The sequence below is a fragment of the Kutzneria chonburiensis genome (assembly GCF_028622115.1).
Lineage (GTDB): Bacteria > Actinomycetota > Actinomycetes > Mycobacteriales > Pseudonocardiaceae > Kutzneria > Kutzneria chonburiensis.
The window spans coordinates 6,185,130-6,199,901 of sequence record NZ_CP097263.1; the positions used below are offsets into that span (position 1 = coordinate 6,185,130).

A 14,772-nucleotide genomic window follows, 5' to 3' on the forward strand; every position below is an offset into this window, starting at 1 on the left:
ATCAACAAACCTCCGCGAGCCGGTACTGGTTGGGCGACTGGCCGAACAGCCGCTTGAACGCGTGCGAGAAGGCGAACGGGGACTCGTAGCCGACCTGGTGGGCGATGGCCGACAGCGGCGCGTCGGATTCGCGCAGCAGCCGGGCCGCGCGAGTCATCCGCCACCAGGTCAGGTAGGCCATCGGCGGCTGGCCGACCAGCGCGGTGAACCGCCGGGCCAGCGTGGCCCGGGACTGCCCGACCAGGGCGGCGAGTTCGGGCACGGTCCACGGCCGCGCCGGATCGTCGTGGATCGCGTGCAGTGCGCCGGCCACCGCGGGATCTTTGAGCGCGGCGGACCATCCGGTGCCGGGATTGTCCTCGAGCCAGGCGCGAAGCATGTACACGAGCAGCAGGTCGAGCAGGCCCGACACCACGGCGTCACGGCCGGAACGGTCGGCCTCCACCTCGCCGCCGAGCAGGTCGATGGCCGCGCGCAACTCGGGATGACGGCCGACGGTCGCCGGCAGATGAATGATCTCCGGCAGGTCGCCCAGCAACGGGTGGGACCGTGACCGGTCGAGCCGGTATTTGCCGCACAGCAGCTCGGTTCCGTCGCCGGCCAGCCGATGGGCACTGCCGTGCGGCAGCAGCACGACATCGCCGACGCCGAGGCGTACCGGCTCGGCGAAATCGCCGAGCAGCGAACAGTTTCCGCGCAGCAGGATGTGGAACCCGGCACCGTCGTAGGCGTCGAACGGCATCTGCCAGCGCACGTCCACCGAGGTGCGGTTGGAGGACGGCCGCCCGGTGCGCAGCACCGTGATGACATCGCTCACCACGTCCATGGCGTGAGCGTATCAAGCATGGAATCGACTTGCATAAGCATTCAAACGCTCAGCCGTGAGCCGCAGACTACTAGTCATGAACACCATCACCTTGGGCGATGTCGAGATCACACGAGTGGTTGAGCGGCACCGGGAGTTCGGTCCGCTGCGCACGTTCGTGCCGGGCGTGCCGGACCCGGCACCGGCTTGGCTGACACCCGATCACCACGACCCGTCGACCGGCGGCATGATCGCCGCGGCCCAGACGTGGGTGCTGCGCAGCGGTGGACGGACCATCCTGGTCGACACCGGCGTCGGCAACGACCGTGTGCGCACCAACCCGGTTTTCGCCGGCTGGCAAACAGATTTCCTGGAGCGGTTGAGTTCGGTGGTTGATCCGTCCTCTGTGGACGTCGTCGTGAACACCCACGTGCACGCCGATCACGTCGGCTGGAACACCCACGATGTCGACGGCCGCTGGGCACCCACGTTCCCGAACGCCACCTATCTCATCCATCGCGCCGACCACGAGCACTTCAAGGGCACCGAGGTGCATGACGACAGCGTCGCCCCGGTTCTCGGCCAGACCACCTTGTGGGAGAACAGTTTCCGTATCGACGAGAACCTCGAACTGGAGTCCGCGCCCGGGCACACCCCGGGATCGGCCGTGCTGCGCCTACGCTCCGGTACCGACCGGGCGGTGTTCGTCGGCGACCTGATGCACAGCCCGTACCAGGTCACGGATCCGTTGTGCAACAGCACTTTCTGCCTCGACCCGGCGCAGGCGCAGGCCACCCGGCTCCGCGTCCTCGGCCGGGCCGCCGACACCCACGAGCTCGTCGTGCCGGCCCACTTCGGCGGTCACGGCGCCGTCGAGGTGGCCCACTCCGGCCCCAGTTTCGCCATTACCACCTGGGCCGCCTTCCCGCCACTCGCGACGCCATGAAAGCGCCGTTCCTAAACCCCGAGTTGTGGAATGGTCCGTTCCGAACTTCAATCCAGCAGTTCTTGGGCGACTATGTAGCCGGAGCCGCCGTTGATGCCGTGGCCGGGCCAGGTGGCGGCGCCGAGCATGTAGAGGTTCGGGACGACGGTGCGGTGGCTGGGCTGGCCGGGCAGTGGGCTGAAGACGTAGCTCTGGGCCAGGTCGTGGCTGCCGCCGAAGGGATCGCCGGGCCCGCAGTTGGGGTTGAACGCGGCCAGCTCACGTGGGCTGATCACGTGCCGGTCCAGGATGATGTCCTTGAGTCCCGGCACATGCCGGGCGGCCTCGTCGATCACCCGGTCGGCGAAGGCGTTCTTCACGTCCTCGGTCCAACCGTGCTCGCCGACCGGGATCGTGCCGGCGGCGTCGCCACGCACGACCGTCGGCACCTCCAGCATTTGCAGGCGAGCCACGGCCCGGCCGGGCGGGCAACGGGACGGGTCCAAAGTGGACGGAGTGTCCCACGAGATCGTCGGCTCGACCGGCAGCAGGCCGCGCAGGGCTTCGTTGGTGGCACGGGAGATCGCGTTCAGCCCGCCGGTCAGGTGCGGCTGGCCCACGTGCATCAGGCGCTCGTCGTGGAACCGCGCCGGCTCGGACAGCGCGAGGTGGACCTGCACCGCGCCGAGGCCGTAGCGATAATCCCTGGCCTGCTTGCGAAGCGTGGGCGGGGCGACGCCGTGCTCGTGGTCGAGCAGCCGGAGGTAGAGCTGGTCGGGATTGACCGAGGCGATCACCGCGCGCCGCGCGTGGATCACGTCGCCGTCGGCGGTGCGCACGCCGACGGCATGTCCGCCTTCGACCAGAACGTGTTTCACCCACTGTCCACAACGGACCTCGCCGCCATTGCGTTCGACGATGCGAACCAGTCCCTTGACCAGTTCCTCGCTGCCGCCCTTGGGAATGGGCATGCCGACCATGGTCAGCGCGGCCAGCACGAGAATGGTCCAGGTACCGCTGTTGGCGTCGTCAACGGCCCGGCCCAGGTGCGTCGCCCACGGCGCGAGCATGGCCCGCAGCACCGGCGAGCGGAACCGCTGCTCCAGCAGGTTCCGGGCGCTGAGCGTGAACATGTGGGCGAAGTCGGAGAAACCGCCGTCGGGCGTGTGCATCAGGCCCTGGATCGCCGCCGCCGAGGCCGGCGTGGTCAGATCGGCCGAGCACAGCGCGAACACGGTCTCGATGGCCGGCCCGAACTCCTTGAAGATCTCGGCCAGCGCGTCGCCGTCGCCCGGGGACAGCCGGTTGGCCTCGACCACGTTCTCGTCAAGGTCGGTCGAGACCACCGAGCTGGCGCCGTCCGGCAGCGACACCCCGGTGGGGTATCGGCTGTTGAGGTACTCGATGTCCAATTCGGACTTGAGGTCGGCGTAGGCCGGGCCGGCCACGAACAGCGGGTGCGCCGCCGAGAAGTTGTCGTGCACGAAGCCGGGCAGTGTCAGCGCATCGGTACGGACCAGCCCGCCCGGCCGGTCGTTGCCCTCCAGCACCAGCACGCCCCAGCCGGCCCGGGCCAGGTACGCCGCCGCCACCAGCGCGTTGTGGCCACTGCCGACGACCACCGCGTCGTATCCCGCCATGTCCGAATCATGACCGCGGCGAGGGCCGTGGACAACAGGTGATGTGGTGCTTTTTCCGTGACTCGGCGGTGACGGCGACCTTGCCTGGAACCGATCCAAAACGGAGGTCAGCGCGGATAAGGCGGTCGCATTGCCACTCCTACCGGGGCGAGGGAAGTGGAGGGCGGCCGCGCCGGACCATGCAGGGAAGGCCCGGCGCGGCCGGTCGGCGGGTCAGAATCCGTACACGGTGAACGTGAACGTTGTGCTGCCCGAAGTGCCATTGGCCTCGGTGGCCGTGGCCTTGACGGTGAAGGTGCCGGCCGCGGTCGGCGTGCCGGTCACGGCGCCGGACGCGCTGATCTTCAGGCCGGGCGGCAGGCCGGTGGCCGAGAACGTCACCGAGCCGCCGTCACTGGCGGTGGCCTTGAGCTGCAAGGTCTGGAACAGCGGATAGCCCTTGAACGCCCACTGGTTGCCGGGGTTGGTGACCGTGACGGTGCCGGTCGGCGGGTTGCCCACGGTCCACTTGAAGCTGGTGTTGCCGGAAGCCTGCGTGTCATCGGTGACGGTGACCGTCACGGACGACACGCCCTGGGTGGTGGCGGTGCCGGAGATGACGCCGGTGCCGGAGTCGATCGACAGGCCGGCCGGCAGGCCGCTGGCCGAGTAGGTCAGCTTGGCCGTGGACGACGAGTCGGTGGCCTTGACGGCCAGGTTCACCGAGCCGTTCACCGCCGTCGTCTGGTCGCCCGGGTTCGTGACGGTAACCGTGTTGCCGCTGGTGGAACCGTTGAGGGCGTTGAACAACTTGGTGCCGTCGTACGAACCCCAGCCGGTGGTCTCGTCGTAGCCCGGGCCGGCCTTGAAGTCACCGTTGTTGCCGGACGTGACGTCGTGGAAGGTGTTGCCCTTCAGCCCGTAGATGGCGGCGTTGCCGGCGCCGAGCTTGGCCTTGGCCTTCTGGTTGTACAAGGCGGCCCAGCCGGCCCACATCGGGGCGGCGCAGCTGGTGCCGCCGTAGACCTGCCACTGCCCGCCGGTGTACACGGAGTAGCCGGTGTTGGGATCGCCGTCCGAGGCCACATCGGGCACGGTCCGCTTGCCGTTCACGCCGGTCTGCCAGCTCGGGGCACTGAACACAGTGGACACACCGCCGCCGGTGGCGCCGATGGAGTTGTTCCACACGGTCTCGGAGCCGTAGGAGTTGTTGCTACCGACGGTGAGCGTGGTGCCGCCGACGCCGGTCACGTTGGGCGAGGAAGCCGGGAAGTCGACGGCCACCACCGACCCGCCGGAGTCGCTGTGCTTGCAGTCCTTGGAGCCGTTGTCGCCGGAGGCGGCGAAGAAGCTCTGCCCCTGGGCCGCGCCCTGCTTGAAAGCGCTGTCCACGCTGGACATCGTGGACGGCGTCGAGTCCTGCTCGCACAGGCCCCACGAGATCGACACGACCTGGGCCCGGTTGTCCTTGACGATCTGGTTGGCCATGTCGAGCTCGCCGGCGTCGGTGTTGGGCGCCTCGTAGACCAGGGTCGTGGCCTTGGGCGCCATCGCCTGCACGATCTCGATGTCCAGGCTCACCTCGGCCTGTCCCCCGCCGGGGCTGGAGTCGTAGTTCGCGCCGTCGACCGACACGGTGGTCGGGGCCGAGGAGGCGAGCCCGAACTGCTGGTCGTACGTGCTGATGTCGGACTTCTTGTAGCCGTCGAACTCCCACAGCGCCACGGTCTGCCCGCTGCCGTCGGCGCCGATGCCGTCGGTGTCGTAGATCGACCGCAACGCCGCCGGGCCGAGGCCGCTCGGGGCGGCAGGCTGTGCGTCATGCTGGCGGACGGCGAAGTTGTTCAGGCCGGAGACGCCCTGCACCAGACCGGCGATCCCGGCCGGCAGCACGGGGTTGCGGTCGTTGGCGTAGAAGCGCTTTCCACCCCGGTCGTACACGCCCATCGGCATGGCGAACGCGGCGGTGACCTGGGCCGTCGTGCCGGTGGCGTCCACGGCCTGGCCGTTGATGCCCGTGACCTTCAGGCCCTTGGCTCGCAGATAGGCGCTGACCTGGTCAAAGGACTGCCGCGTAGGCCCGAACCGGTCGGCGAACTGAGCAGGGTCAGGTAGTGACCGTACTCGGGCGAATGCCGGTCGGCGACGGCGGCCAGGAACCGGTCAAGGCCGGCGGTGTCCCGGAGCTTGAGCGGCACGGCGACGTGCAGCTCCTGGCCGGCGGGTAGGTCGCCGACGCGGTGGCTGACGCCGACGGCCGGGCTGATGTCGCCGGTCAGGGCGATCTGCGGCTCGGCGGCGGCCGCCGGGGCGGCCAGCGCCGGCAGGGACAGCGCCAGCGGCGCGGCGAGCAGGAGCGCCACGCGTGAATATGGTTTCACGTCATCTCCACAAGGCAGGGGAATTAAGTGTTAATGGACGTGGTGAATTTGCTGCGGACGCAGTACAGGTCAACGAACGCCGTGATGTCAAGAGCCCCAAGAAGGGTGGTATCGGTGCTATTGATCCGCGATAATGGGACGCGATGACGCAACGCCGCGACTTCGCATCCGCCCTGCACGGTGCGATCACCGCCAGCGGACTGACCCTGGACCGTATCGTCCATCGGCTCGCCGAGCGGGGTTTCGCGCTGAGCACCGCCACGCTCAGCTACTGGTCACGGGGGCGGAGCAGACCCGAGCGCCCGGAGTCGCTGGCCGCGCTGTCGGCGCTGGAGGAGATACTCCGGGTGCCGTCGGGATCGCTGCGCGAGCTGCTGCCGGACCGGGTCCGCCGCGGCCGGGCGGCGGCGAGATCGGTGCCGTTCGGCGAGCTCTGGGGGTCTTTCGGCGAGGCCGTCGACCACGTGATCGCGCAGGTCAAGTCCCCGGCCGATCAACGCCGCGTGCTCAGCTACCACGAGCGGTACCACCTCGACGAGACCGGCGCCGAGCGCTACTGCCGGGTCATCGCGGTGCTGGAGGCGGTCACCGAGAAGGCCAAGCACATGGTCACCGTGTATCGCGACGACACCAGCGGCACCCACCTGCCGACCGTGATCCCGGTGGCCGGGGTGCGGCTGGGCCGGGTCGGGATCGACCGGGAGTCGCACGTGATGGCGGCCGAACTGTGGTTCGACCAGACCCTGCGCAAGGGTGAGCGAACCGTTGTTGAATACGACCTCGAATTTGTCCGCGGCGGCAACCGTTCGTTGATGTGTGAACGAAGATTCGCCAGCCCGATCCGCCAGTACGTCCTGGAGGTCACCTTTCATCCGGAAGCGGTTCCGCGCTACTTCCAGGCCATTTCTGAACCGAACAAGGGCACCGGCGGGGCCACCGTCCAGCTCTCCGTGGACGACCGCCGCACGGTCCGCGCGGTCTGGCTGGACCAGCCGGCCGGGGCCTATCGCATCTCGTGGGAGTGGGACCGATGAGTTCTGCGCCTGGCCGTCGTTACAGTTCGCATGACAGCGCTACACGACCCGTGCCATGCTGCGGAACCAGTGGACCAGAACGACTTCACCGAGCTCAGCGCGCGGCACCGCCGCGAGCTCCACGTGCACTGCTACCGGCTGCTCGGCTCCTTCGAGGACGCCGACGATCTGGTGCAGGAGACCTTCCTGCGGGCCTGGCGGTCTCGTGGCGACGTGCGCGACGACGGCGTGCGGGCCTGGCTGTACAAGATCGCCACCAACGCCTGCCTCGACGCCATCCGCAGCCGCAAGCGCCGCGCCCCGTTCCTCCAGCCCTATCCGGACACGCTGCTGGATGAGCTGTCGCCGGACCAGATCGTGGTCGAGCGCGAGACGATCGAGCTGGCCTTCCTGGCCGCAATCCAGCTGCTGCCGCCGCGACAGCGAGCGGTGCTCATCCTGCGTGACGTGCTCGACTGGTCGGCCGCCGAGACCGCGAATCTGCTCGACCTGACCGTGCCGGCGGCCAACAGCGCCTTGCAACGGGCGCGGGCGACTCTGCGCAGCACCCAGTGGACGCCGTCCACGCCGAGCAGCGACGAGCAAGCCCTGCTCACGGGCATGATCGAGGCGCACGAGCACGCCGACGTCGACCATTTCGTGCGGCTCGTGCGGGACGACATCCGCATCTCCATGCCGCCCGAGCCGATGACGTACCTCGGCGTCGCGTCCATGCAGCCGCTGTTCGACATCGCCTTCGGCCCCGACGGCATGGGCGACTGGCGGTTGCTGCCGACCTCGGTCAACCGCTCGCCGGCCGCCGCCAGCTACCTGCGCCGTCCCGGCGAGGTCGGCTTCCGCCCGTTCAAGCTGGACGTCTTCCGCATGGTCGACGGCCTGGTGGCGCAGATCCACACGTTCGACGCCCGGATGTTCGACGACCTTGGCCTGCCGAAGGAGCTTGGTGACCATGCCTGAGCCGATGAGCGTTGCGCGGCAACGGGAATTCCTGAACGAAGGCACCAGGACCGCGGTGCTGGTGACCATGCGGGCCTCGGGCCGGCCGCACGCCGTGCCGGTCTGGTACGCCCTCGACGGCGACGACGTGGTGATGTTCACCGGCGCTCACTCGGTGAAGGGCAAGGCCATGCGGGCCAATCCCCAGGTGTCGGTCGTGGTCGACGACGACCAGCCGCCGTACGCCTTCGTGACGATCGAGGGCACCGCTTCGTTGTCCGACGACCAGGCCGAGCTGCGCCGCTGCGCGACGATCATCGCCGAGCGCTACCTGCCGGCCGAGCAGGCCGCCCAGTTCGTCGAGTACAGCGCCGCCACCGGCAACGTCCTCGTCCGCGTCAAGCCCACCCACGTCATCGCCCACGACCGCATCGCCGGCTGATTCAGCAATGCAGGGAAGGACGCCTTCCCTGCATTCAGCCGCAGGCGGCGGCGCGGGCCAGCAGCAACGTCCGCTCGCGTTCGTTGCGGGTGAGGGAGGCCGCCCGCTCGAATTCGGCGCGGGCCTCGGGCAGGCGGCCGAGCTTGGCCAGGAAATCGCCGCGCACGCTGGGCAGCAGGTGGTAGTTCTGCATCGCCGGAATCTCCATCAGCTGGTCCAGCAGCGCGAGCCCCATCTCCGGCCCGAAGGCCATGGACACCGCCACCGCCCGGTTCAGCTCCACCACGGGCGAGGGCATGGTCTCGGCCAGATGCTCGTACAGCCAGGCGATACGGGCCCAGTCGGTGTCGTCGAAGTGCCGGGCCCGGGCGTGGCAGGCGGCGATCGCCGCCTGGAGCACGTACGGACCGGGCTTGTCGTCGATCAGCGCCTCGGCCTGCTCCAACGCCGCCAGCCCGCGGCGGATCAGCAGCTGGTCCCAGCGGGAGCGGTTCTGGTCGGCCAGCAGGATCGGCTCGCCGTCCGGTCCGGTGCGGGCGGCCGCCCGGGAGGCCTGGATCTCCATCAGCGCAACCAGGCCGTGCACCTCGGGCTCACGTGCGGCCAGCCGGGCCAGGATCCGGCCCAGCCGCAAGGCGTCCGCGCACAGCTGGGGGCGCATCCAGTCGTCGCCGGCGGTGGCCGAATAACCCTCGTTGAAAATCAGATAGACGACTTCGAGCACCGAGGACAGCCGCGCCGCCAGCTCGTCGCCCTGCGGCACCTCGAACGGCACCTGGGCCTTGGCCAGGGTCTTCTTGGCCCGCACGATCCGTTGTGCCATGGTCGGTTCCGGCACCAGGAAGGCACGGGCGATCTCGTCGGTGGCCAGGCCGCCGAGCAGCCGCAGCGTCAGGGCCGCGCGGGCCTCCGTGGACAGCACCGGGTGGCAGGCCACGAACACCAGACGCAGCAGGTCGTCGCCGATGCCGTCGTCCTCGGCGACCACGTCGCCGATGTCCGGCGTGGCCTCCTCGAGGTCGCGGCCGACCTCCTCGACCTTGCGCCGGTACGTCTCGTTGCGCCGGATCTGGTCGATCGCCCGGCGCTTGGCCGTGGTCATCAGCCACGCGCCCGGATTCTTCGGCACGCCCTCGTTCGGCCACTGCTCCAGGGCCGCGACCAGCGCGTCCTGGGCCATCTCCTCGGCCGTGCCGACATCGCGGACCAGCCTGGTCAGGCCGGCGATGAGGCGCGGAGCCTCCATTCGCCAGACAGCGTCGATCGCGCGGTGGGTGTCCGTGGGCACTGCCCCCGTCTACCCCACCGCGCGTACCGACCGCAACCGATTCGCTCAGTTGTTGTGCTGCGCGGCGGCCCGCTCCCGCAGGGCCTCGACCGCCGCCTGCCGCTCCGGCGTGAAGTTCTCGCCGAAGTCCTCGGCCTGGAAGACCCGCCGGATCTCGATGTTGGTCTGCACGCCCGGCGCCGGGTTCGGGCAGCGCTTGAACCGCTCGACGCACTCCTCCAGCGAGGAGACCTCGACCAGCCAGTAGCCGGCGATCAGCTCCTTGGACTCGGTGAACGGCCCGTCCACCACGGTCTTCTTGTCGCCGTCGAAGTAGATCCGGGCACCCTTGGAGCTGGCCTGCAGGCCGTCGGCGGCCAGCAGCACACCGGCGTCCACCAGCTCCTCGTTGAACTTGCCCATGGCCTCGAACTCCTCCGGGGTGGGCAGCACGCCGGCTTCGCTCGCCTCGCTGGCCTTGACGATCACCATGAAACGCATCGCGGTCTCCTCAGGTCGTTGGTGCCTTCTTACCTACGCGTCGAGCGGCCGTCAGCCCGATCGACACCCGGCCCAAAACTTTTTCGGGGACGTTGTCGGATCGGGTCGGCGGCGTTCGTAGCACCACCATGAAGCTGACGACGATGACCCAGATCGCCCTCGACGGCGTGGTGCAGGACAACGGCCGCTGGGCGCGGGGCGCGGGTGACGACTCGACCCGGGCGTTCATCAACGAGACCTACCAGCGGGCCGACGCCTTCCTGTTCGGTCGGCGCACGTACGAGTTGTTCACCGAGGCGTGGGGAACGTCCACCCACCCCGTCGGCCTGGCGCTGCGGCAGGCTCCCAAGTACGTCGCCTCGACCACGCTCACCGATGCGTCCTGGTCGGGCAGCACCGTCCTGCCCGACGTGGCCGCGATCGCCGACCTGAAGGCCAAGCCCGGCGGCGAGCTCCAGGTGCACGGCAGTGGCACGCTGATCCGGTCGCTGCTGGCGCACGGCCTGGTCGACGAGATGACGCTGATCGTCGTTCCGGTGATCGTCGGCCACGGCACGCGGCTGTTCCCGGAGAACGGCCCCGATCTGGCGCTCGACCTGGTCGAATCGCGGGTGGACAGCAAAGGCGTGACCATCCAGGTCTTGCGGCCGGCCGGACGCCCGAAGTACTTCGGCGCCTGAAGCGCACAGGAGAGGATCTTCCGATGCAGTATCTGCTTTCCGTGATCCACGACGGGCCCAGCCTGGCCGACGCCGAGGAGGACGCCGCGATCGACGTGTTCAACGAGGCGCTCCGGACCGGCGGCTACTGGGTCTTCGCCGGCGGGCTGGGCATGCCCGACACCGCCACCGTCATCGACAACCGGCAGGACGCCGGGCTGGTCACCGACGGGCCGTTTCTGGAGTCCAAGGAGTACCTCGCCGGCTTCTGGATCATCGAGGCGGCCGACCTCGATGTGGCGCTCAAGCTGGCCACCGCCGGCTCGAAGGCGTGCAACCGCAAGGTCGAGGTGCGACCGTTCCTGGTCCCGTGAACCCGGCGGACGCCGTCGCCCGGGCCCACCGCGAGGAGTGGGCCCGGGTGGTCGCCACCCTGACCAAACGCTTCGGTGACCTCGACATCGCCGAGGAAGCCGCCGCCGAAGCGGTCGCGACCGCCGTCGAGCGGTGGCCGGCCGACGGCGTGCCGCCCAATCCCGGCGCCTGGCTGACCACCACCGCCACCCGCAAGGCCATCGACCGGATCCGGCGCGAGAACAAGCGTGACGACAAGTACAAGGAGGCTCTGGTGTTCGACAACGACCCGCCCGAGCCTCTCGGCGTCATCGACGACGACCGGCTCCGGCTGATCTTCACCTGCTGCCACCCGGCACTGGCGTTGGAATCCCGGCTGGCGTTGACGTTGCGCATGGTCGGCGGACTGACCATGCCCGAGATCGCCCGGGCCTTCCTGGTCGCCGAGAGCGCCATGGGGCAGCGGATCACCCGGGCCAAGGCCAAGATCAAGGCGGCCCGGATCCCGTATCGCGTGCCGGCCGCCGAGGACCTGCCGGCCCGGGTGGCCGGCGTGCTGACCGTGCTGTTCCTCGTGTTCAACGAGGGCTACCTGGCCACCGGCCCGGACAGCGATCCGCTCCGGCCCGACCTGACCGGCGAGGCGATCCGGCTCACCCGGCTGATCCGCGCGCTACTGCCGGACGACGGCGAGGTGACCGGGCTGCTGGCGTTGATGCTGCTCACCGAGGCCCGCCGGCCGGCCCGGGTTTCCGGCGGCGAGCTGGTTTCCCTGGCCGAGCAGGACCGCGGGGCCTGGGACACGGCGCTGATCACCGAGGGGCATCGGCTGGTACGCGAGCGTCTCGCCGCTGGGGTGGTTCCGGGGCGGTACCAGATCCTGGCGGCGATCAACGCCGTGCACACGTCGGTCCGCGATTCGCGCGACACCGACTGGTCGCAGGTCCTTGCCCTGTACGACCAGCTCGTCCGTGTCGACACGTCCCCGGTGATCGCGTTGAACCGGGCCATCGCGCTGGCCGAGCTGGACGGGCCGACGGTGGCGCTGTCCGTGGTCGACCGTCTCGAGGCGCGGTTGGCCGGCTATCACGCCTTTCACGCCACGCGGGCGGATCTGTTGCGCCGACTGGGCCGTGGCCGGGAATCCCGGGCGGCCTATGACAAAGCCATTGAGCTGGCCGGAAATACCGCCGAGATCGCCAACCTGACCCGACGGCGTGATCAGTTGGGGTAGGCGAACCTGTCGGTGGCCGTGATCAGGGCGTGGCGCATGCCTTCCGACCGCACGCTGTGGCCCTCGTCCGGCACCATCACCAGCTCGGCGTGCGGCAATGCCTTGGCCAGCAGCCACGGTGAGCCGACCAGGTTGCCCAGGTCGAGCACTCCCTGCACGAGGACGGTGGGGATGTCCTTGAGCTTGCCGGCGTTGGCCAGCACCTCGTCGGGGTCGATGAAGTGGTCCTGGCTCCAGTAGTGGGTGACCAGCCGCGTGAAGGCGTACGCGAACTTCTCGTCCTCCTCGTACATGGCGCGGGCCGGGGCGTACGGGAGCATCGCGTCCTCCCAGTCGCACCAGGCGCGCATGGCGCGGTCGCGGACCGTCGGATCGGGGTCGTTGAGCAGTTTCGAGTAGCCGGCGGCAGCGTTGTCGCGCTCGTTCTCCGGCAGCAGGGACACGAATTTCTCGTACGCCTGCGGGAAAATGCCGCCGAGGCCACGGGTCAGCAGCTCGACGTCCTCGCGGCGGCCGGTGGCCAGGCCCATCTGCACGAGCTCGGTCACGCGGTCGGGGTGCCGCTCGGCGTAGACGAGGCTGAGCACGCAACCCCAGGAGCCGCCGAACAGCATCCAGCGGTCGATGCCGAGGTGCTCGCGCAGCAGCTCCATGTCGGCGATCAGGTGGTCGGTGGTGTTGGCGCTCAGGTCGACGGCCGGGTCGGCCGCGTTGGGCAAGCTGCGGCCGCAGTTGCGCTGGTCGAACAGCACGATCCGGTAGCGCTCGGGGTCGAAGTAGCGGCGCGAGTTCGGGTTGCAGCCGCTGCCCGGGCCGCCGTGCACGGACAGCACCGGCTTGCCGTCCGGGTTTCCGCAGGTCTCCCAGTACATGAGGTTGCCGTCGCCGACATCGAGCAGGCCGTGGTCGTAGGGCTCGATGGCCGGGTAGCGGTCACGCATGGATCCCCCTTCATCGGATACAACAGCACTGTTACATTAGCACTGTTATATTGCTTCCGTGACGGGACCGGGACTGGGCACACGACTGCGCCACCTGATCGAGCTGTTGGACGGCGACGTGGCCGCGGTCGAGGAAGAGTTGGGGCTCACCGGTTTCCGGCCCCGCTACGCGCCGTTCCTGCGCACCCTGGCCGCGCTCGGGCCGAGCTCCATCCGCCGGCTGGCCGAGGTCGTCGAGGTCACCCACTCCGCCGCCAGCCAGACCGTCGCCGCCATGGAACGCCAAGGGCTGGTGTCGCTGTCGCCGGGAACCGATGCGCGCCAACGGATCGTCGACCTGACGCCGCACGCCCGCGCACTGTTGCCCAAGCTGGAGCAGGCATGGCAGGCCACCGAAGCCGCCGGCCGTGAACTGGACGCCGAGCTGCCGCACCCACTGTCCGAAGTGGTCATTGCTGCCCTGGAAGCGTTGCAGCGCAAGCCCCTCCGGGAGCGGATCCAGGACTACCTGTAGGACTTGCGGTTGGCGTTGATCTGCTCGCGGTTGGCCATCGCCCACTCGGCCAGCGCGATCACCAGCGGCACCAACGTTTTCCCCAACTCCGTCACCTCGTACTCGACGCGGGGCGGCACCTCGGCATAGGCGGTGCGGGAGACCACGCCGTCCTCGACCAGATGCTTCAACGTCAGCGTGAGCATGCGCTGCGAGATGCCGGCGATCTTCTTCTCCAGCTCGCCGAACCGCAGCGGGCCGTCGCGCAGCGCGCCGACGACCAGCAGGCTCCACTTGTCGCCGATGCGGTCCAGCACCTCGCGGACCGCACCACCGTCCTTGATCGGCGGCGGACAGTTGCCCTCGCCTGTGAGCTGCGTCATAGCCGACCCGCCTTTCCTGGACACTTACATCGCTGTGCCTTTTGTAGCGACGCCCGTACGGACAGACCATGAGGCTACGCACAAGAGGTAAGGATTGGGGAATCCCGTGAACATCGCCCTGTGGGTCGTGCAGGTTCTGCTGGCATTGGTCTACCTCGCGGCCGGCGGCATGAAGGTCGTGCGCCCGCGCGCCGACCTGGTGGCGTCCGGCCGGTTCGACTGGATGAAGGACACCTCCGACGCCGGCGTCAAGGCCGTCGGGGCGGTCGAGGTGCTCGGCGCGCTCGGCCTGATCCTGCCGCAGCTCACCGGAATCGCCCCGATCCTGACGCCGATCGCCGCGATTGGACTGGTCATCGTGCAGATCGGCGCGATCCGAGTCCACCTCACCCGGGGCGAGCGGCAACCGTTGCCGGCCAACGGAATTCTCCTGCTACTGGCCACTTTCGTGGCGGTCGGTCGTTTCCTCGGCTGACCAGACCAATTAACAAAAGGCCGCCGGCATGCCGGCGGCCTTTTTGTCGGTCACCGACACGTCAATATGTTTCACCCAATCGGTGGCATTTCCCGCCCTTGGGGAACTGATTGACAAGTTACTCCGAACGCAGCATCATCTTGCGCATGATGCGCGGGGTCTATCTGACCATTCGCCGGCATGTCGACCTGCAGAGGCAGGCCAGCGACCTCTGTCTCGGCCGCTGAGGCCATCTCACATTCATCGGTGACCGACATGTTCGGGAGCCGGTGAAAGCGCTTGCCCGAACATCGAAATCGGTGTCCGGTCGGTCAGTCGCGCGC

16 protein-coding genes and 1 pseudogene are annotated in these 14,772 nt (G+C 68.9%); 9 read left to right on the forward strand and 8 right to left on the reverse strand.

The window, feature by feature from the left end:
* Position 1 precedes the first annotated feature (1 nt).
* Positions 2-826 carry an AraC family transcriptional regulator gene (locus M3Q35_RS27990; protein WP_273935515.1) on the reverse strand — a complete coding sequence of 275 codons (825 nt, stop codon included), beginning with the start codon at positions 824-826 and terminating at the stop codon, positions 2-4.
* A 76-nt stretch (positions 827-902) separates the two neighbouring features.
* Between M3Q35_RS27990 and M3Q35_RS27995 the strand changes: the two genes are divergently transcribed.
* Positions 903-1,751, forward strand: a complete 849-nt coding sequence (locus tag M3Q35_RS27995; protein ID WP_273935516.1) for an MBL fold metallo-hydrolase — start codon at positions 903-905, stop codon at positions 1,749-1,751.
* A 47-nt stretch (positions 1,752-1,798) separates the two neighbouring features.
* Here M3Q35_RS27995 and M3Q35_RS28000 read toward each other — a convergent pair whose 3' ends face one another.
* The 3 genes and pseudogenes from M3Q35_RS28000 to M3Q35_RS48570 all read right to left on the reverse strand — a co-directional run.
* On the reverse strand, positions 1,799-3,370 hold the full coding sequence (locus tag M3Q35_RS28000) for a phytoene desaturase family protein (protein ID WP_273935517.1): 1,572 nt from the start codon (positions 3,368-3,370) through the stop codon (positions 1,799-1,801).
* Between the two features lie 213 nt (positions 3,371-3,583).
* Entirely contained in the window at positions 3,584-4,900 is a 1,317-nt protein-coding gene (locus tag M3Q35_RS48565; protein ID WP_337960639.1) for a putative Ig domain-containing protein, read from the reverse strand.
* 345 nt (positions 4,901-5,245) lie between these two features.
* Positions 5,246-5,730, reverse strand: a pseudogene (locus M3Q35_RS48570) (protease pro-enzyme activation domain-containing protein); the annotation flags it as partial.
* A 143-nt stretch (positions 5,731-5,873) separates the two neighbouring features.
* On the opposite strand from M3Q35_RS48570, the gene M3Q35_RS28020 reads away from it, so the two are divergent.
* The 3 genes from M3Q35_RS28020 to M3Q35_RS28030 all read left to right on the forward strand — a co-directional run bounded on the left by M3Q35_RS28020 (position 5,874) and on the right by M3Q35_RS28030 (position 8,142).
* Positions 5,874-6,764, forward strand: a complete 891-nt coding sequence (locus tag M3Q35_RS28020; RefSeq protein ID WP_273935518.1) for a hypothetical protein — start codon at positions 5,874-5,876, stop codon at positions 6,762-6,764.
* A gap of 69 nt (positions 6,765-6,833) precedes the next feature.
* Positions 6,834-7,721, forward strand: a complete 888-nt coding sequence (locus tag M3Q35_RS28025) for a sigma-70 family RNA polymerase sigma factor (RefSeq protein WP_273935519.1) — start codon at positions 6,834-6,836, stop codon at positions 7,719-7,721.
* Positions 7,714-8,142 (forward strand): PPOX class F420-dependent oxidoreductase, encoded by a 429-nt coding sequence (locus M3Q35_RS28030; RefSeq protein ID WP_273935520.1) that lies wholly within the window; start codon positions 7,714-7,716, stop codon positions 8,140-8,142. Before M3Q35_RS28025 ends, M3Q35_RS28030 begins: the two co-directional genes overlap by 8 nt.
* Before the next feature lie 34 nt (positions 8,143-8,176).
* Here M3Q35_RS28030 and M3Q35_RS28035 read toward each other — a convergent pair whose 3' ends face one another.
* Entirely contained in the window at positions 8,177-9,388 is a 1,212-nt protein-coding gene (locus tag M3Q35_RS28035; protein ID WP_273935522.1) for an RNA polymerase sigma factor, read from the reverse strand.
* An 87-nt stretch (positions 9,389-9,475) separates the two neighbouring features.
* Positions 9,476-9,910 (reverse strand): YciI family protein, encoded by a 435-nt coding sequence (locus tag M3Q35_RS28040; RefSeq protein WP_273935523.1) that lies wholly within the window; start codon positions 9,908-9,910, stop codon positions 9,476-9,478.
* Between the two features lie 128 nt (positions 9,911-10,038).
* On the opposite strand from M3Q35_RS28040, the gene M3Q35_RS28045 reads away from it, so the two are divergent.
* The 3 genes from M3Q35_RS28045 to M3Q35_RS28055 are packed head-to-tail and all read left to right on the forward strand — an operon-like array spanning position 10,039 to position 12,157.
* Positions 10,039-10,590, forward strand: coding sequence for a dihydrofolate reductase family protein (locus M3Q35_RS28045; protein ID WP_273935524.1), 552 nt, complete (start codon positions 10,039-10,041; stop codon positions 10,588-10,590).
* 23 nt (positions 10,591-10,613) lie between these two features.
* Positions 10,614-10,943, forward strand: coding sequence for a YciI family protein (locus M3Q35_RS28050; RefSeq protein WP_273935525.1), 330 nt, complete (start codon positions 10,614-10,616; stop codon positions 10,941-10,943).
* Positions 10,940-12,157 carry an RNA polymerase sigma factor gene (locus M3Q35_RS28055; RefSeq protein ID WP_273935526.1) on the forward strand — a complete coding sequence of 406 codons (1,218 nt, stop codon included), beginning with the start codon at positions 10,940-10,942 and terminating at the stop codon, positions 12,155-12,157. The genes M3Q35_RS28050 and M3Q35_RS28055 overlap by 4 nt, the downstream gene beginning before the upstream one ends.
* Here M3Q35_RS28055 and pip read toward each other — a convergent pair.
* Positions 12,145-13,098 carry a prolyl aminopeptidase gene (gene pip, locus M3Q35_RS28060; RefSeq protein WP_273935527.1) on the reverse strand — a complete coding sequence of 318 codons (954 nt, stop codon included), beginning with the start codon at positions 13,096-13,098 and terminating at the stop codon, positions 12,145-12,147. The two genes, M3Q35_RS28055 and pip, sit on opposite strands and share 13 nt — an antisense overlap.
* A gap of 58 nt (positions 13,099-13,156) precedes the next feature.
* Here pip and M3Q35_RS28065 point away from each other — a divergent pair, with 58 nt between their 5' ends.
* Positions 13,157-13,612 carry a MarR family winged helix-turn-helix transcriptional regulator gene (locus tag M3Q35_RS28065; RefSeq protein ID WP_273935529.1) on the forward strand — a complete coding sequence of 152 codons (456 nt, stop codon included), beginning with the start codon at positions 13,157-13,159 and terminating at the stop codon, positions 13,610-13,612.
* Here M3Q35_RS28065 and M3Q35_RS28070 read toward each other — a convergent pair.
* Positions 13,603-13,974, reverse strand: coding sequence for a winged helix-turn-helix transcriptional regulator (locus tag M3Q35_RS28070; RefSeq protein WP_273935530.1), 372 nt, complete (start codon positions 13,972-13,974; stop codon positions 13,603-13,605). The two genes, M3Q35_RS28065 and M3Q35_RS28070, sit on opposite strands and share 10 nt — an antisense overlap.
* Before the next feature lie 106 nt (positions 13,975-14,080).
* On the opposite strand from M3Q35_RS28070, the gene M3Q35_RS28075 reads away from it, so the two are divergent.
* Positions 14,081-14,449 (forward strand): DoxX family protein, encoded by a 369-nt coding sequence (locus tag M3Q35_RS28075; protein ID WP_273935531.1) that lies wholly within the window; start codon positions 14,081-14,083, stop codon positions 14,447-14,449.
* Positions 14,450-14,772: the final 323 nt, after the last annotated feature.